The 22,845-nt window shown below is 62.9% G+C and carries 22 protein-coding genes; 8 read left to right on the forward strand and 14 right to left on the reverse strand.

The features are described from left to right. Nucleotides 1-10: 10 nt before the first annotated feature. The 3 genes from CPI83_RS31330 to CPI83_RS12680 are packed head-to-tail and all read right to left on the reverse strand — an operon-like array spanning nucleotide 11 to nucleotide 2,782. Nucleotides 11-142, reverse strand: a complete 132-nt coding sequence (locus tag CPI83_RS31330) for a hypothetical protein (protein ID WP_007733137.1) — start codon at nucleotides 140-142, stop codon at nucleotides 11-13. Continuing rightward, on the reverse strand, nucleotides 139-729 hold the full coding sequence (locus CPI83_RS12675) for a TetR/AcrR family transcriptional regulator (RefSeq protein WP_019748842.1): 591 nt from the start codon (nucleotides 727-729) through the stop codon (nucleotides 139-141). Before CPI83_RS12675 ends, CPI83_RS31330 begins: the two co-directional genes overlap by 4 nt. Before the next feature lie 40 nt (nucleotides 730-769). Beyond that, complete coding sequence (locus CPI83_RS12680; protein ID WP_024487828.1) at nucleotides 770-2,782, reverse strand: MFS transporter; 2,013 nt, start codon at nucleotides 2,780-2,782, stop codon at nucleotides 770-772. A 178-nt stretch (nucleotides 2,783-2,960) separates the two neighbouring features. Between CPI83_RS12680 and CPI83_RS12685 the strand changes: the two genes are divergently transcribed. The 3 genes from CPI83_RS12685 to CPI83_RS12695 are packed head-to-tail and all read left to right on the forward strand — an operon-like array spanning nucleotide 2,961 to nucleotide 4,250. After that, nucleotides 2,961-3,155 carry a DUF1918 domain-containing protein gene (locus tag CPI83_RS12685; protein ID WP_003941743.1) on the forward strand — a complete coding sequence of 65 codons (195 nt, stop codon included), beginning with the start codon at nucleotides 2,961-2,963 and terminating at the stop codon, nucleotides 3,153-3,155. 57 nt (nucleotides 3,156-3,212) lie between these two features. Next, entirely contained in the window at nucleotides 3,213-3,836 is a 624-nt protein-coding gene (locus CPI83_RS12690; protein ID WP_019748839.1) for a TetR/AcrR family transcriptional regulator, read from the forward strand. 57 nt (nucleotides 3,837-3,893) lie between these two features. Then, nucleotides 3,894-4,250, forward strand: a complete 357-nt coding sequence (locus CPI83_RS12695; protein WP_097387288.1) for a PLD nuclease N-terminal domain-containing protein — start codon at nucleotides 3,894-3,896, stop codon at nucleotides 4,248-4,250. 1 nt (nucleotide 4,251) lies between these two features. Here CPI83_RS12695 and CPI83_RS12700 read toward each other — a convergent pair whose 3' ends face one another. Further along, entirely contained in the window at nucleotides 4,252-5,142 is an 891-nt protein-coding gene (locus CPI83_RS12700; protein ID WP_097387289.1) for a LysR family transcriptional regulator, read from the reverse strand. 83 nt (nucleotides 5,143-5,225) lie between these two features. Between CPI83_RS12700 and CPI83_RS12705 the strand changes: the two genes are divergently transcribed. Beyond that, on the forward strand, nucleotides 5,226-6,122 hold the full coding sequence (locus tag CPI83_RS12705) for an EamA family transporter (RefSeq protein ID WP_097387290.1): 897 nt from the start codon (nucleotides 5,226-5,228) through the stop codon (nucleotides 6,120-6,122). Nucleotides 6,123-6,156: 34 nt separating this feature from the next. Here the strand turns inward: CPI83_RS12705 and CPI83_RS12710 are convergent, their stop codons facing one another. Next, on the reverse strand, nucleotides 6,157-6,750 hold the full coding sequence (locus CPI83_RS12710; RefSeq protein ID WP_046378694.1) for a TetR/AcrR family transcriptional regulator: 594 nt from the start codon (nucleotides 6,748-6,750) through the stop codon (nucleotides 6,157-6,159). Between the two features lie 55 nt (nucleotides 6,751-6,805). Between CPI83_RS12710 and CPI83_RS12715 the strand changes: the two genes are divergently transcribed. After that, the gene (locus CPI83_RS12715) at nucleotides 6,806-7,225 is read left to right on the forward strand and encodes a PaaI family thioesterase (RefSeq protein WP_020908051.1); all 420 of its coding nucleotides are present in this window, start codon (nucleotides 6,806-6,808) and stop codon (nucleotides 7,223-7,225) included. Between the two features lie 16 nt (nucleotides 7,226-7,241). Here CPI83_RS12715 and CPI83_RS12720 read toward each other — a convergent pair whose 3' ends face one another. The 5 genes from CPI83_RS12720 to CPI83_RS12740 form a co-directional block, all read right to left on the reverse strand. After that, entirely contained in the window at nucleotides 7,242-8,171 is a 930-nt protein-coding gene (locus tag CPI83_RS12720; RefSeq protein WP_092763462.1) for an NADP-dependent oxidoreductase, read from the reverse strand. Nucleotides 8,172-8,237: 66 nt separating this feature from the next. Then, nucleotides 8,238-9,050 carry a mycofactocin-coupled SDR family oxidoreductase gene (locus tag CPI83_RS12725; RefSeq protein WP_019748832.1) on the reverse strand — a complete coding sequence of 271 codons (813 nt, stop codon included), beginning with the start codon at nucleotides 9,048-9,050 and terminating at the stop codon, nucleotides 8,238-8,240. A gap of 94 nt (nucleotides 9,051-9,144) precedes the next feature. Next, nucleotides 9,145-11,511 carry a malto-oligosyltrehalose synthase gene (gene treY / locus CPI83_RS12730; RefSeq protein WP_097387291.1) on the reverse strand — a complete coding sequence of 789 codons (2,367 nt, stop codon included), beginning with the start codon at nucleotides 11,509-11,511 and terminating at the stop codon, nucleotides 9,145-9,147. Nucleotides 11,512-11,524: 13 nt separating this feature from the next. After that, nucleotides 11,525-13,864 (reverse strand): glycogen debranching protein GlgX, encoded by a 2,340-nt coding sequence (gene glgX, locus CPI83_RS12735; RefSeq protein ID WP_097387292.1) that lies wholly within the window; start codon nucleotides 13,862-13,864, stop codon nucleotides 11,525-11,527. 57 nt (nucleotides 13,865-13,921) lie between these two features. Continuing rightward, nucleotides 13,922-15,214 (reverse strand): adenosylmethionine--8-amino-7-oxononanoate transaminase, encoded by a 1,293-nt coding sequence (locus CPI83_RS12740; protein WP_020908047.1) that lies wholly within the window; start codon nucleotides 15,212-15,214, stop codon nucleotides 13,922-13,924. A gap of 38 nt (nucleotides 15,215-15,252) precedes the next feature. On the opposite strand from CPI83_RS12740, the gene CPI83_RS12745 reads away from it, so the two are divergent. The 3 genes from CPI83_RS12745 to CPI83_RS12755 all read left to right on the forward strand — a co-directional run bounded on the left by CPI83_RS12745 (nucleotide 15,253) and on the right by CPI83_RS12755 (nucleotide 18,571). Further along, complete coding sequence (locus tag CPI83_RS12745; protein ID WP_097387293.1) at nucleotides 15,253-16,398, forward strand: 8-amino-7-oxononanoate synthase; 1,146 nt, start codon at nucleotides 15,253-15,255, stop codon at nucleotides 16,396-16,398. Beyond that, a complete protein-coding gene (bioD, locus tag CPI83_RS12750) occupies nucleotides 16,395-17,078 on the forward strand; it encodes a dethiobiotin synthase (protein WP_097387294.1) in 684 nt (227 codons plus the stop codon). Before CPI83_RS12745 ends, bioD begins: the two co-directional genes overlap by 4 nt. A gap of 80 nt (nucleotides 17,079-17,158) precedes the next feature. Further along, the gene (locus CPI83_RS12755) at nucleotides 17,159-18,571 is read left to right on the forward strand and encodes a GGDEF domain-containing protein (RefSeq protein ID WP_230091164.1); all 1,413 of its coding nucleotides are present in this window, start codon (nucleotides 17,159-17,161) and stop codon (nucleotides 18,569-18,571) included. 59 nt (nucleotides 18,572-18,630) lie between these two features. On the opposite strand, the gene CPI83_RS12760 is transcribed toward CPI83_RS12755, so the two are convergent. From CPI83_RS12760 to CPI83_RS12775, 4 genes are all read right to left on the reverse strand, one after another. After that, a complete protein-coding gene (locus CPI83_RS12760) occupies nucleotides 18,631-20,013 on the reverse strand; it encodes a tripartite tricarboxylate transporter permease (protein ID WP_003941745.1) in 1,383 nt (460 codons plus the stop codon). Further along, a complete protein-coding gene (locus CPI83_RS12765; protein WP_020969828.1) occupies nucleotides 20,010-20,516 on the reverse strand; it encodes a hypothetical protein in 507 nt (168 codons plus the stop codon). Before CPI83_RS12765 ends, CPI83_RS12760 begins: the two co-directional genes overlap by 4 nt. A gap of 61 nt (nucleotides 20,517-20,577) precedes the next feature. After that, the gene (locus tag CPI83_RS12770) at nucleotides 20,578-21,546 is read right to left on the reverse strand and encodes a hydroxymethylglutaryl-CoA lyase (protein ID WP_080910802.1); all 969 of its coding nucleotides are present in this window, start codon (nucleotides 21,544-21,546) and stop codon (nucleotides 20,578-20,580) included. A 5-nt stretch (nucleotides 21,547-21,551) separates the two neighbouring features. Next, nucleotides 21,552-22,841 carry a hydroxymethylglutaryl-CoA reductase, degradative gene (locus CPI83_RS12775; protein ID WP_020908041.1) on the reverse strand — a complete coding sequence of 430 codons (1,290 nt, stop codon included), beginning with the start codon at nucleotides 22,839-22,841 and terminating at the stop codon, nucleotides 21,552-21,554. Between the last annotated feature and the right edge of the window lie 4 nt (nucleotides 22,842-22,845).

Here is a 22,845-nt window from a genome sequence, read left to right on the forward strand (position 1 = left end):
ATCGAGAGGATCATTCGCCCGCGGGCTCGATGTGTTCGGCACCGAGGACCGAGAGTCGGTATTCCTGTGCGTCCTGCTCGGTTTCGAAATCTTTCTCTTCGAGGAGGTTTCGATCGGCGTCGAGGTATCGGTAGGTAGTCATTCCTCCACCGTGCCACTGATGTCCGATTCGTGCTCGGATACCGGTTCGATTTCGTCGACGACTGTTTGAATCAGACTTCCGTAGCGCCGGATCAGGTCCTTCGACGACAACGAATCCTCACCGAGGAGTTCGAGCGTCCGCATGCCGGTGGCAAGTCCGAGCAACAGTGAGACCACGACCTGACTGCGAACCAAACCGGGCTCGGTGTCGCCGATGCGTCGCGCGATCCCGTGAACGTATCGTTCCTTGATCTCTGCCCGGGCGGCGTCCGGATCTGGCGCCTCGTGAACGTGTACTGCGAGCATTGCCCACGGATCGGTTTCGTCGGATTCTCTACGAGCGACAAGTTTCTCGACCAGTTGACAGCCGATGTTTCCGGTGGCGTCGGCATTCGGATCCTCGTCCATCGGAGGTGCGGACGGGATCGCAGCCGAATACAACCGAGCTTTGCTGCCGTAGATCTTCATGACCAGGGCAGGGGAGTAACCGGCCGCGACCGCGATGTCCTTGATGGTCGTCGATGCGTAACCTCGTTCCGCGAACAAGGCTTTTGCTGCTGTGAGGATGCTGGCTTCACCGCTGCTCATGCCGCTCGCCTCGGTACCCGATCGCCATGCGTTTGGTTGCTCATACTGTCGTCAACGGCTCGGCATCGACGGGTACGTCGAAGTCGACGACGGTGGACTGCGCGATGACCGCTATCTGACGAGCCAATGTGCCGTGTCCACTCTCGGTCAGCGCGGTCAGGATGTACCGGCCGGATGTCGGGAGTGCGATTCCGTAGTGCCCGGTTCCGTCGGTGACGGTGGATGCGACGAATTCGCCGGTCGGTTTCGTGAGTGTGACGACGGTTCCCGAGGTTGTTCGGCCGTCGACTCCGACCTTGCCGGAGATGGTGAGGCGGTCACCGAGTTCGACGGTGTGCGTCGATTGCGCGCTGTCGAAAGCGATCACCTGCGACCGAGGGGACCAGCCGTCGGCACTCGTCACTACCAAATACCGTCCGGGCCGGGGTAGTGCGAGGGAGAAGTTGCCCTCGTTGTCGGCGCGACTCCAGTCGATCGGTCGCCCCTCCATATCCATCACGGTGACAACAGCCTGCCGGATCGGTCGGCTGTCGGCTCGGACCACACGACCGGCAACCACAATTTCCGTTTCGGACACGGCGGCATCGGGAAGCTCGAACCCTTCCGGGGTCACCGGGCGAAGCGCCGTTTCCGGTTTTGCGCCGCGGCGAGGAATGAACGCAGCGGCAGCGGCAGCAGCCACGGCGGCGAGGGCGGCCAGCCAGAAGATGTTCTTGAAGGCGTCGATCGACGGAAGGCCCTCGCCCGGCCCGGACGGGATGACCATCGAGGTGAGCATGGCGGCAACCACTGCACTGGATGTGGACGTACCGACTGAGCGGAGCAGCGAATTGAGGCCGTTTGCCGACGCGGTTTCGGTGATCGGAACCGATCGCATGATCAGCATCGGCATCGCGGAGTAGGCGATTGCAGTTCCGATGCTGACCACCGCCGCGCTGATGATGATCAGTGCTATCGAGCCGGTCAGGAACACGCGCGCGATGTAGGCGAGCGCGAGCACAGTGCCGCCGACGATCAGGGTGATCTTGGCTCCGAATCGTTTCGTGATGTTCGCGGAGACGGGAGCGAAGAAGACCATCGCGAGGCCTGCCGGAATCATGCACAGTCCGGCCGCCATCACTCCCAGTTCGAAGCCGTAGCCGGAGATCTTCGGCATCTGGAGTTGTTGAGTGGTGGAGAGGTTGTTCGCATACATCGAGAAGCCGACGAGGATCGAGGCGACGTTGGTCAGGAGAACAGGCCGCTTGGCCGACGTTCGCAAGTCGACCATCGGCTGGGTGACGCGAAGTTCGTACGGGAACCACAGTGCGAGCGTCACGATTCCGATGACGAACATGAGCAATGTCAGTTCGCTCGTCCATCCCCAACGGGCGCCCTTGGAGATGGCGAGGAGGATCGCCGTGAGTGCTGTCGAGAGCATGACCGCGCCGAGGAAGTCGAATTTGCCGCGGGTGCGAACACTCGATTCCGGGACGACGGCGGCTACCGCGATGATCAACAGGACGCCCACGATTGCCGAGAGCCAGAAGATGGCGGGCCAGCCTAGATGCTCGAAGATCAACCCGGACAGGGGGAGCCCGAGTGCGCTGCCGATTCCGAGAGTGGCACTCATCAAGGCTGTTGCCGACGCCACCTTCTCCTTGGGCAGTTCGTCGCGCATGATGCTGATTCCGACGGGGATCATCGAGATCGCGAAGCCCTGGAGGCCACGTCCGATCAGCAGGGCGACAAAGTTGCCGCCGATCGCCGCGACCAGTGATCCGACCACGATCATCGTCATCGAGATCAGCATCATGCGTCGTTTTCCGAACATGTCTGCCAGGCGGGAGACGATCGGAGTGGCGACGGCGCTCGTGAGGAGTGTGACGGTGACGAGCCAGGAGGCGTCGTCAGCGCTGACGCCGAGGATTTTCGGGAAATCTGGCAACAACGGAATGACCATCGTTTGCTGCAGCGCGACCACGGTGCCGGAAAGACAGAGAATTGCGGTGATGAGCCGACTTGAACGGCGAGTGGTCGGAGACGAGTGCAATGCCAAGAGACGGTCCTTCACGCGGCGGTGGTGAACGGGAATTCACCCATGAGTGAACCACTGTTCACCCCTCGCTGTCACCTTCGGTGAATATGCGATTCCTCACGACGGCAACCCGCCCAGGGTTTCCAAGTCGGTATCGCGGGAACAACGTCAGTGGTTGGTCTGCGCCCGCGCGAGCGGGCAGCGAGGAGGAGTGATGCATGCCGAAGTGGGTGACCGTCTCCACGTCCAGGGACGCGTGGTTGGGCAGGCGGAGGTAACTGCCGAGGTCCTCGAAGTCCACGGGGAGGACGGAGGGCCGCCCTATCTCGTCAGGTACGACAACGGGCACGAGGCGTTGGTGTTTCCCGGTAGCGACGGCTGGATAGATCACCCCGGAAAAGGCTCCTGAACTGCACGATTCTTTCCATGCATGGCCGTTGCATCGAATGCGGCTAAAGTGTGCGCAATGGAGGGCAGACGCCAGTACCACTCCCGCGTGCGTGAAGCTTCCGCACAGCGAACGCGTGAACTCATTCGTGATGCGGCGACGACCTTGTTTGTCCGAGACGGATACGTCAGTGCCACCGTCAAACAGATTGCCGACTCGGCCGGCGTCGCCAACCGGACGGTGTTCACAGCCTTCCCGGGCGGGAAGCTCGAGATCTTCGAAGCGGCCCTCGCCGCGGCGCTCGATGCCGACGAGGTTCCACTCGGCGCGCCGAACCTGGCCTCGGACCCCGATGACGTTCGCCGGATCGTCTCCCAGATCGTGGCACAGGGCATCGGACTGCTCGAACGTGCCGGCGCTCTGATGATGGTCGCGGTCGAATCGTCAGGTGCGGATGCCGACATGCGGCGACTGTCCGAGGAATCGTCGGATCAGTCGGCCGTCAATGCGATGTCGATAGCCGAGGGTCTGTCCGAGCACGGATTGTTGAGGCCCGAGATTTCGCTCGAGAAAGCCGCGGGCATACTTGCCGCTTTCGTCTCGCCTCAGCTTCATCAGCAATTGCGTCGGGTCAGTGGATGGGATGTCGATGCATACCGAGGATGGCTCGAGTTCAACATTCGCCAGAATCTAATGTACTAATCGGTCTGTTTTCGTTAGCATGGCGAGGGTTTTTTATTCTCGGGAGGAATCGCCAGCGTGCCCTATGCCTTGTTCGGCCTCATCACGATGTTGCTGTGGATTTTCTGCATCGTCGACGCCATCACGAGAGATGACGCCTACATCCAGTACCTACCCAAGGTCGTCTGGATTCTGATCATCATCTTCCTTCCCACCTTGGGGTCCGTTCTGTGGCTGGTGGTCGGGCGCGGACAGAACGCGCCCCGCGGTTACGTCGGTCCAACCGGTTACGGCGAATACGAGCGTCCGGGACGCGCCGTTGCGCAGGATCCGGCGGCGGACGAAGCATTCTTGCGTCAGTGCCGCGACCGGGCGGAAGAGCAGCGTCGAATTGCAAAGCAGCAGCGCCGCGACGGCGACGCTGATCGGATTTGAGTTATCGGTAGGCCGTGAGACGGTCCAGCACGAGCCGAAGCGGCGGCCACGACGATCGGCCGCGACGCGTCACCGCATGGGCGGTGAGGATGACAGGCGGATCGGTCAGCGGCACGACGCGTACGCCTTCGCGGGTCGTGCGTTCGAGTGGCATCAGCCCCACGCCGTAACCACTGAGGATCAAGAGTTCGACCAAGTCGAGACTGTCGATCTGGTGAGTGATCCGAGGGGTGAATCCAGCCAGTGACGCGAGGGTTCGCACAGCGCGCTCGTCGGCTGTGTTTCGTGAGTTCACTATCCATGGTGTGTCTGCGAAGGCGCGGAGATCGATCCCGGATTTCGTGGACTCGTCGGGTGTGCGGGCGTTGTCGGGAACGCATAATCCCCACGGCGTCGACCAGAGCGGTAGTGCTTCGAGTAACGAGCTCGGGGATGCGGGGGCGAGGTTGTAGTCGTACGTCAGCGCGAGGTCCAGGTCATCTCGTTCGAGTAGGGCAAAAGCCTCGGCCGGTTCGTACTCGCAGATCACCACGTCTACCTGTGGATGGCTGTGTTGCAGGCTCAGGGCGACGGGGAGCATCGCGGTTCTGACGGCAGTAGCGAATCCGCCGACTCTCAATGTCCCCTCCGGTTCGGCGGTCGGATCGAGGTCCAGGCGAGCTGCATCCACGGCTGCCAGGATGGTGACGGCATGATCGGCGAGTCGTTGACCGGCAGGTGTGAGGCGAACGCGTCGGCCTTCCGGTTCGATCAATGCAGTACCGGTTTCCGCGGTCAAAGCCGCGAGCTGTTGGGACACTGTCGATGTCGTGAGGTTGTGAGCTTCGGCGACCGCGCGCATGGAACCCAAGCGGGAGAGTTCGAGGAGGAGATGGAGTCGACGGGTTTCCATCGTTCGATCATTCACTAATCGTGAACATAATGTAGGTCAAAATCGCGTGGACACGAACGGTTGGCGTCCCGTTCAATTCAGCTATGGATACGAAAGCGCGGGCCGGAGTGGGCCTGGCTGTTCTGGCGATGTTGTGCGTGCAGCTCGGGCTTGCCGTGTCGGTGGGTCTGATCGATCAGCTCGGAGCAGACGGAGCAGCGTGGATACGTCTCGCCTGGGCGGGCATCATTCTTCTGATCATCGTCAGGCCCCGTTCCTCCGCGTTCACTCGCAAAGCGTTTCTGGCCTGCGTGGTCCTGGGTGTGGTCACCGCCGGCATGACGCTGTTGTTCATGGCGGCCGTCGAGCGTCTTCCTCTGGGAACGGCAAGCGCGCTGGAGTTCTTGGGTCCGCTGACGGTTGCTTTGCTCCGGGGGCGTGGCCGCGTTCTGTGGCCGGTTCTGGCAGGCGTGGGCGTAGTCCTTCTCACTGAACCGTGGGCAGGGACAGTCGATCTGGTCGGTGTGGCGTACGCACTTGGCGCGGCGCTCTGCTGGGCGATGTACATACTGCTCACCCAGCGGGTCGGCGACGAGGTTGCCGGTATCAACGGGCTGGCGGTGTCGATGGCGGTTGCCGGGTTGGCCGCGACAATTGCCGTGGGCCACTCGGCCATTGGGCGGCTGACCCCGCACCTGGTTCTCGTGGGCCTCGGACTTGCGATCTTGCTGCCCGTCGTGCCGTTCGTTCTGGAGATGGTCTCACTGCGGCGGCTGTCGACGGCAGCATTCGGCACGCTGATGAGTCTCGAGCCCGCTTTCGCGCAGCTCATCGGTCTTGTTGTGCTGCAACAGGTTCCGAGTTTTCTGGCGGTGGCAGGTATCGCATGCGTCGTCGTCGCGGGGATCGGCGCGGCCCGCGGTGGCACTCGGGGTGGTGGCGGGAAGCCGGCAGGCCCACCCTCCGATTCCGAGCGAACGTACCTTTCAGCGCCTTCATGAGACCGAGAGTGCCGTTCGCTCAGGGTGTGTCGGCTCAGTGCGCGGCCGCCGAAGCGATTGCTCCGTCGAACACGTCGGCGACCTCGCCGAGTGAATCGAGGATCGGCTGACCTGATCGTTCGACGCGAGCCCGCACCAGCGAACCCTCGAGTGCGGACACTGCCAGGACGGCAAGCCGTTCCGCTCGAGTGCGTGCGACACCGGACTCGATCAGTGAGTCGCGCAGTAGCGAAGTCCACTGTCGGTAGACCGCCTGTCCTGCGGCTGTCACGCTCTCCGAATCGGGGGCAAGTTCCAACAACACCGTCGTGATCGGCGAGCCTTCGTGGAAGTCCGAATCGCTCACCCATCCAGCGAGCAACCGCGCATACTCGCGCAGCAGTGCTCCGGCGTCCGGGTGGTTGTCGGCGAGTTCGGTCAGAGTGTCGGTGACCAACTGCCCGCCGACGCGGACGACCTCTTCGCCGATCTGCTCTTTGCCGCCGGGAAAGTAGTGGTAGAGCGACCCTTTCGGGGCGCCACTCGACTTGAGGATCTCGTTGAGCCCCGTAGCCGCATACCCCTGGCGGCGAAACAGATCGGCTGCAGCTCGTACCAGTGCTTCGCGGTGTTTCGGGGGAGTCGCCACGAGTTGGAGCTTAAACACCCCAGCGATCCACCACAATCTATGTAGACTGGTCTACATGGAAAATTCGGAAATGCTGGAACAGTTGCGCGCAGTCAACGCCTCGGCGGCCTTCAACCGGTGGGCCGGATTCGAAGTGACGGAGGCCGAACCAGGACGTGTCTGCCTGCGGCTCGAATGGCGTGAGGATCTCGGCCAGTACTCGGGACACTTGCACGCTGCGCTTGTGGCGGGACTTATCGACACTGCGTGCGGATTTGCCGCCTTTACGCAGGTTGGTGTCGTGGCGGCGTCCAACTGCGCGGTCAATTTCGTGAGCCCTGGAGTCGGAACGGCATTCGTCGCCACGGCACGCTCGGTCAAGGCTGGGCGCAAGCAGGTGTTCGTCACTGCCGAGGTACATGCCGAACGCGAAGGCGAATCCGTGCTCGTCGCGTTCGGCACTACCCTCTTGGTTCCACTCGCCGTTCAGGCTTAGGGAACCTCGGGCAACCTCAGGGAATGAGGATGAACTTCCCGGCGGGATGGGAACTCTGCAACTCGGTGTGAGCGAGTGCGACGTCTGCGAGCGGGAAGGTCTTGGCGATCTTCACGGTGAGGTGTCCGGACCCGGCTTGTTCGACCAGTTCGGAGCGAGCCTTCAAACGTGCTTCGGCACTTGCCGGATTTCCTCCGCCGACAGACGCGAAGCCGTCGGTCTGGGCGCGTCCGAACGCGACGATGGTGACGATACGGCTCCTGTCGGTGACCAACGCCAGAGATGTATCGACGGCTTCGTCAGTTCCGGCGGTGTCGAAAGCGGCGTCGACACCGTTCGGTGCGAGTTCACGAACGCGGGCTTCGAGGCCCTCGCCGTAGAGCACCGGCGTGGCGCCGAGCGAGCGCACGTAGTCCTGATTCGATGCTCCCGCAGTGCCGATCACGGTGGCACCGCGTGCTGCGGCGAGCTGAACCGCAATAGCGCCGACGCCACCGGACGCGCCGTGGATGAGGACGGTGTCCCCGGAGCCGACGCGAATGGTGTCGAGGGCGTCGACTGCAGTTCCGCCGACGAGAAGGAGTCCGGCCGCCTGTTCCCAGCTGATGCCGGCGGGCTTCGCGGTGATCGAGGAGACCGGCACGACTACCTGTTCGGCGTAAAGACCGTTGCCGGGGCTGACGATCACTTCGTCGCCGACTGCAACACCGGTAACGCCGTCGCCGACCGCCGAGACGACGCCCGCTGCCTCGCCGCCGAGGCGGATCGGAAGTTTCTCGGGATCAGTGCCGAAAGCACCGCTGTAGAGCTTGAAGTCGAAGGGATTGACGCCGATCGCCTTCACGTCGACCAGGACTTCACCTGATTTCGGCGCCGGTAAATCGATGTCCACCAGCTCCAGGACCTCGGGCGTGCCGTACGTCTGCGCTACAACAGTTTTGGTCATGTCTCGCGCAACCGTCCTCGGGGAAGCGATATTCCCCGAGGACGGGAAAAACTCGAGAAGATTCGATCAGCGGATCAGGGTGCCCAGATCGAGCGGCATCGCGATGCCGGTGATGTGATGGGCCTCGTCGGAACCGAGGAACGCGACGGCGGCGGCGATGTCCTCCGGCTGGCTGACCGGGTCTGGCAAGGTCTGCATGAAGATCGGACCGAGGGTGTGAGCGTTGGCGTCGATGAGCGGCCGCATGTCCGTCATCTGCATTCCGGTTTCCACGCCGTGCGGGTGGATGGTGTTGACCCGAATGTTGTACTGCCCCAATTCCGAGGCCATCGTCTTGGCCAGACCGGTGATGCCGTGTTTGCTCGCGACGTAGTGGCCGAGGAAGGGGAGCCCACGCAGGCCGGCGACGGAGCTGGTGAAGATGATCGAGCCACCGGTGCCTTGCTTGATCAGGTGCGGGATCGCTGCCTTGGCGGTGTGAAAGACTCCGGTCAGGTTGACGTCGAGCGTTTCCTGCCACTGCTCGGGCGTGATTTCCCAGGACATGTTGGCAGAACAGATTCCGGCGTTCGCGACGACGACGTCGAGGCGCCCCAGTTCGTCGATGCCGGCATCGAGCGCCGCGGACAGCGCAGAGAAGTCGCGGACGTCGGTCTTGGTAGCGACAATTCGTCGGTCCAGAGCCTTGACCAGTTCGACTGTCTCGGCCAGGTCGTCTTCGGTGGCGCCGGCGTAAGACGTGGATTCGAATTGAACACACGCGTCGACGGCGATGATGTCTGCGCCCTCTTCTGCCAGCCGGACAGCTTCCGCCCGCCCCTGACCGCGGGCTGCTCCGGTGATGAAGGCAACTTTTCCGGTGTATCGATTGGCAGTCATGCTCAAACCTCCGAATAGTGGTGACGATCTGCTCTTCGGAAGTTAGCGCGACGAAGTTCTTTTCGGGGGTGAATGTCCAGTCAGCGGAAACCGCTCAGCACACCCTGGTCAACAGGGCACATGGTCCGTCGGCGAAGACATCGCGCGCATCTGCGGACGTGACGGGTTGTCCGCTCAGTGCGTCGAGCCATTCGCCTTCGGGAAGGTCGATTCGGGTGTCTCGCCAGCCGTGCGACGAGAGTCCGAGCGAATGTCGCGTCGCCAGAGCAACGACCATGGGCGGATCACCTGCCGGGCCGCGCGAGAAGCCGACCAGATGACCGGATCCGGAACCTGAAGCGAAGATGGGCCGGTACTCACCGTGATCGAACCACGAGGGGTTCTCCCGCCGCAGTGTCAGTGCCGTGCGAACGAGGTGCAACTTTGCGGTTCCTGTTGCGTCGATCGGCGCGGCGCCGGATTCGAGCAGTGATCGCCTCGTTCCGTAGTCGACAACGCGCCGGTTGTCCGGATCGACCAACGAGTCCTCCCACAACTCCGTGCCCTGGTAGACGTCGGGAACTCCGGGCCCGAGGAGTTGGAGCAGCTTTTGGCCCAGAGAGTCCGCCCAGCCGTGACCCGCGATCCGGCCGACGAATTCGCTGACCGAATCGGCGACAGGACCGTCGATCACCTCGTCGATCCAGCGGTGCACTGCCGACTCGAAGCCGACGTCCGGATCGTTCCAGGAAGTCCTGGCGCCGGACTCGCGGACGGCCTTCTCCGCATAGGCGTGCAAACGCTCGCGCAGCTCTGGAGCCGAGGCTGCCGAGCGGCCGTCCGCCGGCCACACACCGATGATGTTCTGCCACAAGAACAATCCGGTCAGCGGATCAGGGCTGGGGCACACGTCTTCCCACTCGCGAATCAGCCGGGACCACAGGGTCGGCACCTGAGACACAACACCGATCCGTGCCCGCACGTCCTCGCCGCGTTTGGTGTCGTGAGTGGACAGACTCGTCATCGCCCGCGGCCACCGCTTCGCTCGGTCCGCGTTGTGGAGATGGAATTCGGCGACGGAGACGGCAAGTGATGCCGGGTTGCCGCCGACTTCCTGACGTGAGACCAGTCGCGCCGTCCGATAGAAGAGTCGATCTTCGACAGACTTCGCCATGACGGCGCCGCACACCTGCTGGAAGCGAACCGCCGCTTCACCGCCGTTCACCAGGGACTGCGCCAGCACGTTGAACGCTGCTTCATGCCCAGGAGCCAGTTCGTGCATGTCGCCGACGATGCGAGCGGCCAAACCGGCGAGCGGACTGTAGTCGGATCGATAGACCGGCATCCGAGCGATCGCGACGACAACTGCGTCGTTCAGTTCGGTCTCACTGCAACGACTTCCGGTTTCGCGTCGGATTGCGCGCACGAGCCTGCGAACCTCGGGTGCAAGGTCACCGCGCCCGGTGTCGCGTTTGAACTGACGTTCGGTGTGATGCAACCACGTACTGTCCCCGTCGTCGCCGGTCAGATCTGCGGAGAGTTCGGTCAATTCGAGTTCGGCGGCGGGATCGACGAAAATGCCGCCCAGTTGATTGAGTGCGTCGTATCCGGTGGTGCCGTCGATCGGGAGCAGCGGATCGAGTGGTTCCGTATGGCCGAGGATCTTTTCGATCACGAGCCACTGATCTGGTCCGATCAGTTCCCGCAGGCGCCCCAGATACTCCGCCGGATCGGCGAGTCCGTCCGGGTGATCGATGCGAACGCCGTCGATCAGTCCTTCGTCGACCCACGACTTCAATTGCCGATGGCAGAGTTCGAAGACTTTGGGGTCCTCTTGGCGCAGTGCAGCGAGTTCGTTGACGGCAAAGAACCGTCGGTAGTTGATGATTCCGGCGTTCCACGGTACGAGTCGGTACGACTGCCTGGAGTGGACCTCCTGTGGAGATCCGAATTCGGTGCCGGAGGCGACAGGGAAGCGGTGCTCGTAGAACGCGAGAAGTGTTTCCTCACCGTCTTTCTCGACAGTCAGTGCGTCGAGATCGTCCTGGCTGCCGAGCACCGGGAGCGAGAGTTTGCCGTTGGCTCCGTTGGCTCCGTTGTCCTCGGCCCAATCGATGTCGAAGAAGTCCGCGTACTCCGACGACTGCCCGTGCGTGAGAACGTCCCACCACCAAGCATTTTCGCGAGGTTTGGCGACACCGACATGGTTGGGGACCAGATCGACGATCAGGCCCATCCCACGTGATCGAACCGCGCGCGATAACTCCACCAAAGCCTCGCGGCCACCAAGTCCTTCGGACACGGTTGTCGGATCGGTGACGTCGTAGCCGTGCGTCGACCCGGACGTCGCAGTGAGGATGGGGGAGAGATAAAGATGTGAGACCCCCAATGCCTCGAAGTAGTCCACCTGTGCGGCCGCATCACGAAGAGTGAATGCATCCGGTCGCAACTGCAGTCGGTAGGTGCTGGTTATCGGGGCCATGTGCACGTCTCCCTCAGGCGGTTCTGCGAAGTACCGTCAATGCTCGCGCTTTTACATCCAATGTTGTTCCGGCCTTGATCACGGTATCGCTCTCACCAGTGGGGACCGAGGTGTCGAGTACGACGGTCCACTCCGACGCGTAGTCCGCGTTGGGGGTGGAGAATTCGAGATCTTCGTAGTGAGCGTTGAAACACAGGAGGAACGAATCTCCCGTGACACGCTCGCCGCGGTAGTTCGGTTCCGGGATCGCGTCGCCGTTGAGAAAGACGGCCAACGACTTACCGAAACCGCTGTCCCAGTCGGCCGGAGTCATCTCCTCGCCCGACGGCGTGAGCCAGGCGATGTCTCGGCCCTGATCGCCACTTCGAATGGGTCGGCCCTCGAAGAATCGACGACGCCGGAAGACCGGGTTCTTGGCGCGCAAGGCAATTGCGCGCTTGGTGAACTCGACGAGGTCCGCATTGGTTTCCGCGAGAGTCCAATCCATCCATGACAGTTCCGAATCCTGGCAGTAAACGTTGTTGTTACCCTGCTGAGTTCGGCCCATCTCGTCGCCGTGAGCAAGCATCGGGGTGCCCTGGCTGAGCATCAGCGTAGCCAGGATGTTTCGGCTCTGACGTCCACGCAGTTCGAGGATTTCGGGGTTGTCTGTGGGGCCTTCGACGCCGCAGTTCCAGGATCGGTTGTGCGATTCGCCGTCGTTGTTGTTCTCGCCGTTGGCTTCGTTGTGCTTCTCGTTGTACGAGACGAGGTCGTGCAGGGTGAAACCGTCGTGGGCGATGACAAAATTGATGCTCGCGCCGGGGCGACGTCCGGTCGCCTCGTAGAGATCAGAGGATCCGGTGAGGCGGGAAGCGAACTCGCCCAGCGTTGCCGGCTCACCACGCCAGTAGTCGCGGACGGTATCGCGGTACTTGCCGTTCCATTCGGTCCACAGGCCTGGGAAGTTGCCGACCTGGTAACCGCCTTCGCCGACGTCCCACGGTTCGGCGATCAGTTTCACCTGACTGACGATCGGATCCTGTTGCACCAGATCGAAGAAGGCGGAAAGGCGGTCCACGTCGTGCAGTTCACGGGCGAGTGTCGAGGCCAGGTCGAAGCGGAAACCGTCGACATGCATTTCGGTGACCCAGTACCGCAGCGAGTCCATGATCAATTGCAGGGTGTGCGGATGACGGGCATTGAGGCTGTTTCCCGTTCCGGTGTAGTCCATGTAGTGCGCTTCGTCGCCGTCGACCAGTCGGTAGTAGGCGGCGTTGTCGATTCCGCGGAAGCTGATGGTCGGCCCCATGTGGTTGCCCTCGGCAGTGTGGTTGTAGACCACGTCGAGGATCACCTCGATACCCGCCTGGTGGAAACTGCGCACCATTGCCTTGAATTCCGCCACGGCCGCATCGGGTTTGGCGGCCGAGGAGTAGTCGGTATGTGGAGCAAGAAAGCCGAAGGTGTTGTAGCCCCAGTAGTTTCGCAGTCCCTGATCGAGCAGCACCTGGTCGTGCATGAACTGATGGACCGGCATCAGTTCGATCGCCGTGACACCCAGATTGGTGAGGTGCTCGATGATCACCGGATGCGCGAGTCCGGCGTAAGTGCCGCGCAATTCCTCCGGAACTCCGGGGTGCGTCGCGGTCATACCCTTGACGTGCGCTTCGTAGATGACCGTCTCGTGGTACGGACGCTTCGGCGAGCGGTCGGACGCCCAGTCGAAGAACGGATTGATGACGACGGTCGACATCGTGTGACCGAGCGAATCATGTTGGGGGAAAGGGATGGTAGCGGGTTCGTCGACGAGTGGTTCGGGATCGAAGGGTCCTGGGTCGAGGCTCTCGTCCGATTCTTGATCGTCCGTGGGTGACTCGTCTTCGAGGCCCACCTCGCCCGATTCGGCTTCCGAACTCGTTTCGTCGGAGGCTTCTTCCGGCTCCACGGCAGGAGTTTCGTCGTCTCCAGCAGGTTCGGGGTCCGCCGCCGACTCGACGTCGTACGAGAACAGCGAACGGTCTCCGTCGAAGTCTCCGTCGAACGCTTTTCCGTACGGGTCCAGCAGGAGTTTGCTCGGATCGCATCGCAGGCCTGCAGCCGGTTCGTACGGCCCGTGCACGCGGTAGCCGTATCGCTGGCCGGGGGACACGGACGGAAGGTACGCATGCCAGACGTAACCGTCGACCTCGTCCATCCGAATGCGGGTTTCGGTGCCGTCCTTGGCGATCAGGCACAGTTCGACGGCTTCGGCGACCTCGGAGAAGAGCGAGAAATTGGTCCCCGCGCCGTCGTAGGTGGCACCGAGTGGGTACGCACTGCCAGGCCATACCGGGATGGGAGTGGCTGAGGGCGCGCTCGGCGGTTGATCCATGAATCAGACCCTATCGGGTGCAGCCGATCGAATCTTGTCGACTGTCTACGCCGCTGATCACCGTTTCGCCTGGCTGCGGGCGGTTGCAAGCATTCCGGCTGTGATCTGTTCCACCTCCGCGTCCGAACACAGGTACGGAGGCATCGCGTACACCAGGTTGCGGAACGGTCGAAGCCAGACCCCGGCGTCGACGGCCGCATCGGTTGCGCTCTGCATCTCGACCGGCTGCTCGAGTTCGATCACCCCGATTCCGCCTTTGACTCGAACATCCACCACCCCGGGAATTGTGACGGCTTCGGCGAGGCCGCGAGTGAGGCCACGTTCGAGGGTTGCGACGTCACGCCGCCAGTCCATTGCGAGCAGAAGTTCGGTCGACGCGACCGCGACAGCGCACGCGAGTGGATTGCCCATGAAGGTGGGGCCGTGCATCAGTCCGCCGCCCTCGCCGGCAGTGATGGTCTCTGCGATCTCCGTGGTGCACAGCGTTGCCGCCAGACTCATGTACCCGCCGGTCAGTGCCTTGCCGACGCACATGACGTCGGGACTGACGCCGGCATGATCGGCGGCGAACAGTTCACCGGTGCGTCCGAATCCGGTCGCGATCTCGTCGAAGACCAGGAGGACTTGGTATTTGTCGCAGAGGTTACGGAGGTCGATCAGGTATGCCGGGTCGTGAAAACGCATTCCGCCGGCGCCTTGGACTACCGGTTCGACGATCACCGCGGCGAGGTCCTCGTGATGCTCGGCCAGCAGCGTTTCCAACTCCTGCACGTATTCGGGGAGATAGTCCGCCGGGGGAGTCTGCGCGAAGACCTGAGGGCGAAGGACGTCGGTCCAGAGAGAGTGCATGCCGCCGTCGGGGTCGCAGACGCTCATAGGGGTGAATGTGTCACCGTGGTAACCGCCACGCCAGGTCATCAAACGATTTTTCGACGGTTTTCCGAGGCTCCGCCAGTACTGCAGGCACATCTTGACTGCTACTTCGACGGCCACCGAACCGGAGTCGGAGAGGAACACCTTGTCGAGGTGAGGTGGTGTGATGTCGACGAGCAGTCGCCCGAGGCGAGCGGCGGGTTCGTGCGTCAGTCCGCCGAACATGACATGACTCATCTTGCCCAGCTGCCGTGCAGCAGCAGTGTCGAGCACGGGATTGCGGTATCCGTGAATGGCGGCCCACCACGAGCTCATTCCGTCGACCAGTCGGCGGCCGTCGGAGAGCGTGAGGGTAGCCCCCTGGGCAGAGTCGACGATCAGCGGACGAGTCGACGCGGGAAATGATCCGTACGGATGCCAGAGGACATCGGCATCGATGGCGGAGACGTCATGGGGATCAAGTCCGGTTGTGAGCACGGATGCACCCTAACCATTGAGTTGAACGGTGTTCAAGTATGGTCGGAAAAGTGAACACCTCGCTGAATTGGCTCACTGCCGTCGAAGCGGACCGTAGGGCCGCTGGACTGCGCCGCGAACTCCGTCCTCGCACGGTCGACTCCCCGTTGATCGACCTGGCGTCGAACGATTACCTCGGACTCGTGCGGCACCCCGACGTGATCGAGGGTGCAACGGCGGCTCTGCGCCGTTGGGGCGCGGGCGCCACGGGTTCGCGTCTGGTCACCGGCACCACCACCGAACACGAACTGCTCGAAGTCGAACTGGCCGAGTTCGTCGGGGCGGACTCCGGACTGGTCTTCTCTTCCGGCTACACAGCCAATCTCGGCGCGGTGACGGCGCTCTCGGGTCCCGGATCGTTGATCGTCTCCGATGCGGGATCGCATGCCTCACTCGTGGATGCCTGCCGCCTGTCACGTGCCCGGGTTGCGGTTGCTCCGCATTCGGACGTGAGCTTTCTCGCCGACACGTTGCGCAGCAGAGTGGAAGAGCGAGCGCTGGTCGTCACGGATTCGGTCTTCAGCGCCGACGGAGACCTCGCGCCGCTGTGGGAGATGCATCAGGTGTGCCGCGAGTACGGGGCGATCCTGCTGGTCGACGAGGCGCATGGCATCGGTGTGCGCGGTGCCGGTGGACGTGGACTCGTCCACGAGTCGGGCCTGGCGGGTGAACCTGACGTCGTCGTGACGGCAACGCTGTCCAAGTCGCTCGCCAGCCAGGGCGGAGTTGTACTCGGCGACAACAAGATTCGCGCGCATCTCATCGACGCGGCAAGAACGTTCATCTTCGACACCGGTCTCGCTCCCGCCGCTGTCGGCGCGGCCAGAGCTGCACTCGCCGTACTCCAGCGCGAGCCGACGCGAGCGCTCGACGTCCTGGCCCGGGCATCCGAACTCGCCGACGTCACCGGTGCACCGTCGCCTGAATCTGCTGTCGTCTCGGTCGTTCTCGGCGATCCGCAACGGGCGTTCGATGCCGCGTCGGCGTGCCGGGACCAGGGGTTGCATGTCGGTTGCTTCCGCCCGCCGTCGGTTCCGGAAGGAACGTCACGGCTGCGTCTGACCGCACGAGCGACGCTGTCCGCATCCGAGATGGAGCAGATCGCTCTCGTACTGCGCGGCGTCTTGGCCGGTGCCCGAGCATGAGCATTTTCCTGGTGACCGGAACGTCGACCGACGTCGGAAAAACAGTGGTGACAGCCGCATTGGCATCGGTGGCCTTGCAGTCGGGCAAGTCGGTTGCAGTGCTCAAGCCGGCCCAGACCGGCGTCGACGTGGACGGTGCGGGTGATCTGGCCGAGATCGAGCGTCTGACCGGTGGCGGCATGACGCTGGTCGAGTTGGCGCGGTATCCCGAACCTTTGGCGCCGGATACTGCTGCACGTCGAAGTGGTCTCCCGTTGTTGGCGCTCGACGACGTAGTCCGAGTTGCTCGCGACCTGGACACTACCCACGACTTGACCCTGATCGAAGGTGCCGGCGGCTTGTTGGTTCGGTTGGGGGTGGACGGGTTCACCGCGCGCGATCTCGCCGCAGCTCTGGCAGCACCGGTAGTGCTGGTGGTTGCGTCCGGCCTGGGCACGCTCAATCACACCGCTCTGACCGTGGAAGCGCTGGGTGCATCCGGTGTGGAATGCGCCGGGTTGGTGATCGGTTCGTGGCCGCAGGAACCGGACCTCGCCGAGAGATGCAATCGCGAGGATCTTGTCTCGGTCAGTGGTGTCCCCCTTCTCGGGTTGATGCCTGCGGGAAGTGGCAGCAAGAGTGTCCAAGAGTTTGCTCAGACCGCTTCGGGCGCGCTCGGTAAGTCTCCTTTGGCCAACTGACGCCGTAACATCCGATTTGTCTGCATCGATAGCCAAGGCACAGTAGGGCGAATTGTGAGTAGGTCAGCCGAATGTAGGTGGTGAGCACGGTCGAAAAGTCGTTGTCGTCATCGGCCGTACGTCGCGCACTGCTTATCGGCGTAGTCGTCTTCGCCTCGTGCCTGGTCGGAATTCTGAGCCGCCTACCGGGCACGCTTGCTGTCTTCTGGCCGGCCAATGCGCTGCTTCTCGGGATTCTCTTTCGATCGCCGCGCTCGGCCACACCGCTCACCTGGATCTGCGCTGCAGCCGGCTACGTTGGAGCCGACCTCATCACGGGCGGGGCGTGGGAGTCCACGGTGTGGCTCAACGCGGCCAACATCGTCGGTGTTGCGAGTGGCTTTTACGCCTTCCGCTGGGTGGGCGGCGACGATCGTCGACTGACCAGTATTCAGTCCGTCGGCTATCTCGTGTCGATGACTGTCGTGGCCGCGTCGATGGCGGCGCTCGTGGGCGGAATCGCGAACCGCGTGCTGTTCGGCGGGCAGTGGTGGGACGGCTGGTTGCTCTGGTTCTCGAGTGAGTTCGTCAACTACATGACCATCGTCCCGTTGGTGCTGAGTTTCCCTTCGCTTCGGCGGGTGGATCGAGACCCGAAAGCTGTTGCCACACTTCTGCGTCGATCAGTTGTTCCGACAGCGCTGCTGGCCATCTGCATCATCTTGGAGTGGGTGATCGGCGGCGCCGGAGCGATCGCGTTTGCCATGCCGGCGCTGGTGACTGCCGCTTTGCTCACCAATGTCTTTGTCACGTCGGTGCTCACCGCCGCATCAACTGCCTGGACGTTGGTACTGACGGCCGACGGGCATCTCGGATTGTCCAGCGAAGGCGTCTCGCCCGTCAGTGCGTCCGTCCAGATCGGATTGTCGTTGCTGGCGGTAGCGCCGATCGCGGTGGCGTGTGTGATCCTCGAGCGCCGCCGCGCGCTCGAGGCACTCACACAGGCCGTCACCCACGACGATCTCACCGGTGCGTTGCGCCGGGACGAGTTCTTGCGGCGAGGCGGCAGCGTGACGGGTGCGCCCGATCCGCGTCGCCACTCTGGTCGTCCGGTGAGCGTCCTGATGATGGATCTGGATCACTTCAAGATGGTGAACGACAACCTCGGTCATCGCGCCGGCGATACCGCGTTGGTGAGTTTTGCCGATCAGGTGCGGCGGAACCTCGATGACAAGCATCTCTTCGCCCGGTTGGGCGGTGAGGAGTTCGTCGTACTGATGGCCGGCGTCGATCTCGAGGGTGCGACCGAAACGGCCGAGATGATTCGACGCGCACAAGCGGAGAATTCGTCGGCGGTATTGGGTGAACTCGGGCCGACGGTCAGCATCGGCGTCGCATGTTCACCCCACGGCGACGCAGACCTGACACAATTGGTCGATTGCGCCGACGAGGCGTTGTACCGAGCGAAGAAGCTGGACCGGAATCGAACCGTGGCTCTCACGGTCGGTAGCTGAAGAAACACGTGCGGACCCACATTCTTGCGGGTCCGCACGTGTTGGTGGAATCCAGCGATTCAGAACAGATTGATCAGGGCAGGAACGCTGAACAGCGCCACGTAGTAACCCATGAACAGAACCCCGCCGTGAATCTTGAACAGGCGCCCGAGCAAGCCGCCGACCAGGCCGACCGTCACGGTGATCAGAAGCCCGAGGATGCCGCCCTCCCAGATGCTGATGACCACAACCAGTCCCGTGAACACCGCGATCACAGCTTCGTGACTGATGTGCTTGACCACCGCTGACGCAGCGCGGTACGCGTAGTTCATGGCAAACGGGTACGCGATGACCGTTGCCGTGACCACTGCGAGCAGTCCGTAGAGCAGGAACTCCCACTGCGTCAGGTACGTGGAGAGATTGTTGATCACTCCGGTTTCCTGATTGGTCTCGAAGACCGGCGGAGCGTTGAACAGAGGGGCCGCGGGACCTGCTGCCAGCGGGCTGAGCGGAAGGCCGAAGGCCACGAGAGGGATGAGGGTTTCCGCGATGTAGGTGGATTCCGTCGTACCGTTCTTTGCCGAGACCATGGTGGTCAGTCGGTGATAGCCGTTCTTGATCCGCGCACCTACCAGCTCACCCATCAGAACTGTCATGGCGACAGGGCTGAAAACGAACGTTGCGCTGGACACCGTGGAAGCGGCTGCGGTGTAACCGATCTGCTTGCGATCGAGGACCTTCAGAGGATTGGGGAAGTATCCCTTCCATCCTTTGATGTCCGGGGCCAGTGCGACGGTCTTGGGTTCGCTGCGTTCCATGTCCTTGCGGCTCGACGGCCCCAGGGTCAGCGCGAGGTCGGCGATCAGCGGCCCGACCGCAATGGCCAGGAAGTAGCTGATGTTCAGCGACACATCGTAATTCGACGTCAACGCGCGGGCACCGAGGATCAAGATGACAAACGGAACGAGGGCGACCACCCCGGCCCAGCGGCCTGGTGAGGCGTAGGCGATGCCGATGGCGGCGACCAGGAACAGCCACGGTGCTATCGACTGAACGGTGTCGGCGAACGGCGCGAGGATGGTCGCGAACAGAACGGCAACCGGCACGGCGACGAACGCCGAGATCACTGCTCCCGAGATCGCCTTGCGGAGTGCGATGTGCGGGATGCCGAGTGAGCGCATCATCTGCGCTTCCGGCAAGAGCGGAATCGCCATCGTGTCGCCGGGAATGCCCAGCAGCATCGTCGGCACCGCATGCGTCATGTGTTTGGCGATCGCACCGGAGAGGAAGAACGTGAAGACTGCCGCCGGGGGAGCGCCGAGCAGAATCACGAGCAGAGTCAGCGGTGCGATGGTGGCGGTCTCGTCTGTGCCGGAGATCAATCCGATGAACGTGAACGCGACAGCACCGATGATGCCGAAGAGAACGGCGATGAGAATTTCGTTGGTCAGAACCGAACTCATGCGCGCCCACCGCCCTTCGGCGGGTTCGAGGGCGATGTCTTCGAGGCCTGTGCGTGCTCGGCCTCGGCAGCGGCGAAGTGGTCGTACAGACCGAGTTCGCGAAGTTCCTGTCGACTCTGCTCCGGAATGTCGGCGAGAGTGCCCAGACCCTGACGCTGCTCACTCATCGTCGTGATGACACCGTCGATCGACTCCGCGTCGGCGGCGGCCAAGGCGACTATCCGCTTCGGCTTGATGAAGATTCCGCAGACGACGCCGGCGAGCAGGCAGGCAGCGATACCGACCAGCAGGCTGTACGCCTGGGCCAACGACGGTTCGCTGACGACCCGTTCGAACAGAGACTGGGCCGCAAGCAGAGCCGACGCGCCCACGACACTGCCGACTGCGACGGAGATCGCGAGGTGTCGACCGTTGACAGTGTCGCCCCAGACTTCGAGGTATGTCTGCTGATCGGTCGGCGCGGTTGTGGTGGTCGGCGTCGTTGCCGACTGCGGTGGTGACATCAGTCTTCTCCAGTGTCATGCATGGCAGGGGGTCGTACAGGGAGGGGCTTGCGTGCGAGTGTCAGGTGCGTGCTGCGCGGAGGGCGGTGACGACTCGGGACGGACTCGAGTGTCCGATCTGTTCGGCCATCCAACTACTTGTGTCGGTAAGGGAATCCAGGTCGATGCCGGTGTCGATCCCGAGGCCGTGGAGCATCCACACCAGGTCCTCGGTGGCGAGATTCCCGGTCGCGCCCTTGGCGTACGGGCACCGTCCGAGACCACCTGCGGAACTGTCGAATTCGGATACTCCAGCGGTCAATGACGCATAGACGTTCGACAGCGCCTGGCCGTAGGTGTCGTGAAAGTGCATGGCGATCTGCGATGTGGGGATGCCACGTTCTCGGAGGGCGTCGAGTAAGGCGAGCACATGGCCAGGTGTGCCGACGCCGATGGTGTCGCCGAGTGAGAGTGACGTGACACCGCTGTCGACCAGGGTCTTCGCGATGTCGGCGACACGTTCGACGGGCACAGTGCCTTCCCAAGGGTCGCCGAAGCACATCGAGATGTAGCCGCGGACGGGAAGTCCCAGAGCTCTTGCGGCGGCAGTGACCTCGGTGGCCGCGGCTATAGCGCCGTCTACCGTCGAGTTGAGGTTTCGTTTAGCGAATTCCTCTGTAGCGCTGACGAATACTGCAACTTCGCGCGCTCCGGCGGCAACGGCCCGCTCGAGACCCTTGCGGTTCGGGACAAGAACGACCGTACGTACCGAGTCCGGCAGGTGCAGCCGATCCATCAATTCTTCCGCGTCCGCGAGTTGCGGGATCCATCGAGGTGAGACGAAGCTCGTCAATTCGACAGTGCGGGAACCGGCCGCGACGAGGCGTTCGATGAACTGGGCTTTCGTCTCGGTCGGGATCACCGCCGTCTCTGCTTGAAGTCCGTCGCGTGGCCCGACTTCGTAGATCCGGACCGAGGTCGGTAGTCCCGGCGCCGGCACTCGATGAGGCGCCGGCTTCCACACTGGTGATCCTGCAACTGTTTCGGTCATTGTCGTCAGTTTCCGCCGCGGATCTCGGTGAGAACCTTCTCGGCATGTTCGACGCGAATGCTCTTGTCCGCGATCAGGCGTGCGACCACGGCGTCGATCTCGCTCTTCTGCGCTCCGGCGGTGGCAGCGATGTTGCGGGCGTGCAGTCCCATGTGTCCGCGTTGGACACCTTCACTGGCCAGAACGCGGACAGCGGCCAGGTTCTGCGCCAGACCGACTGCCAGGATGATGCCGGCGAGTTCCTCGGCGCTCTCGACGCCGAGCATCTTGATTGCGGCCTGCGCTACGGGGTGCACTTTGGTGGCCCCGCCGACGAGGCCGACCGGCATGGGCAGCTCGAGGGTGCCGACGATGTTTCCGTCGGCATTCTTCTCGAAATGCGAGAGCGAGGAGTAGATTCCGTCGGCGTTGACTGCATGGGAGTGGCATCCGGCTTCGACTGCGCGCGTGTCATTTCCGGTAGCCAGCACTACGGCGCTGATGCCGTTCATGATGCCCTTGTTGTGCGTCGCGGCGCGGTAGGGATCCAGCTCCGCCAAGCGCGCGGCATGGATCAGGTTGTCCACAACCTCTGCGCCGCCGATCAATTCGGCGTCGAACACGGCGCGCACGCGCGTCAGCCGCAGATCGGCCTTGTTGGTGAGAATGCGCAGGACGACGTGTCCGCCGCCGATCTCGGCGACTCGATCCGCGATTGCCTCGGCCATCGTGTTGACGGCGTTGGCGCCCATGGCATCTCGTACGTCGACATGAAGATGGAGGACCACGTAGGTGGCCTTGTCCGAAGGAACGATGCGAACCGAAATGTCCTTCACACCACCGCCGACGCTGACCAACTTCGGGTCCTGCTCGTTGGCGAGTGCAATGATTTCCTCGCGAGCCTCGAGGAGTCGGATTCGGGCGGCCGCCGGATCCACGACGTCGACGAGTTGTATCTGGGCCTGCATGATCGGCGGGGTGCTCGAGACGTGAAAGCCGCCGAGTCCGCGTGCGATGCGGGCAGCGTTACTCGCGGCTGCGACTACCGACGGCTCCTCGGTGGCGAGAGGGATCAGGTAGTCCGTGCCGTTGATCGTGAAGTTGGTGGCGACGCCGACCGGGATGCCGATGACGCCGACTACGTTCTCGACCATGCGATCGGCCTGATCGATGGTGAGACCGTCGGCAGCGTCGTAGACCGCGATGTCTGCTTCGGTCAGGTCCGTCTGGCGGACGATCTCGGCGCGCCGTGCGGCGACATCGTAGGACCGGAAATTGGCGATACGGCTATTGATAGACCGGCTGTTGATTGACACGGGG

The sequence above is a fragment of the Rhodococcus sp. H-CA8f genome (assembly GCF_002501585.1).
Taxonomy (GTDB): domain Bacteria; phylum Actinomycetota; class Actinomycetes; order Mycobacteriales; family Mycobacteriaceae; genus Rhodococcus_F; species Rhodococcus_F erythropolis.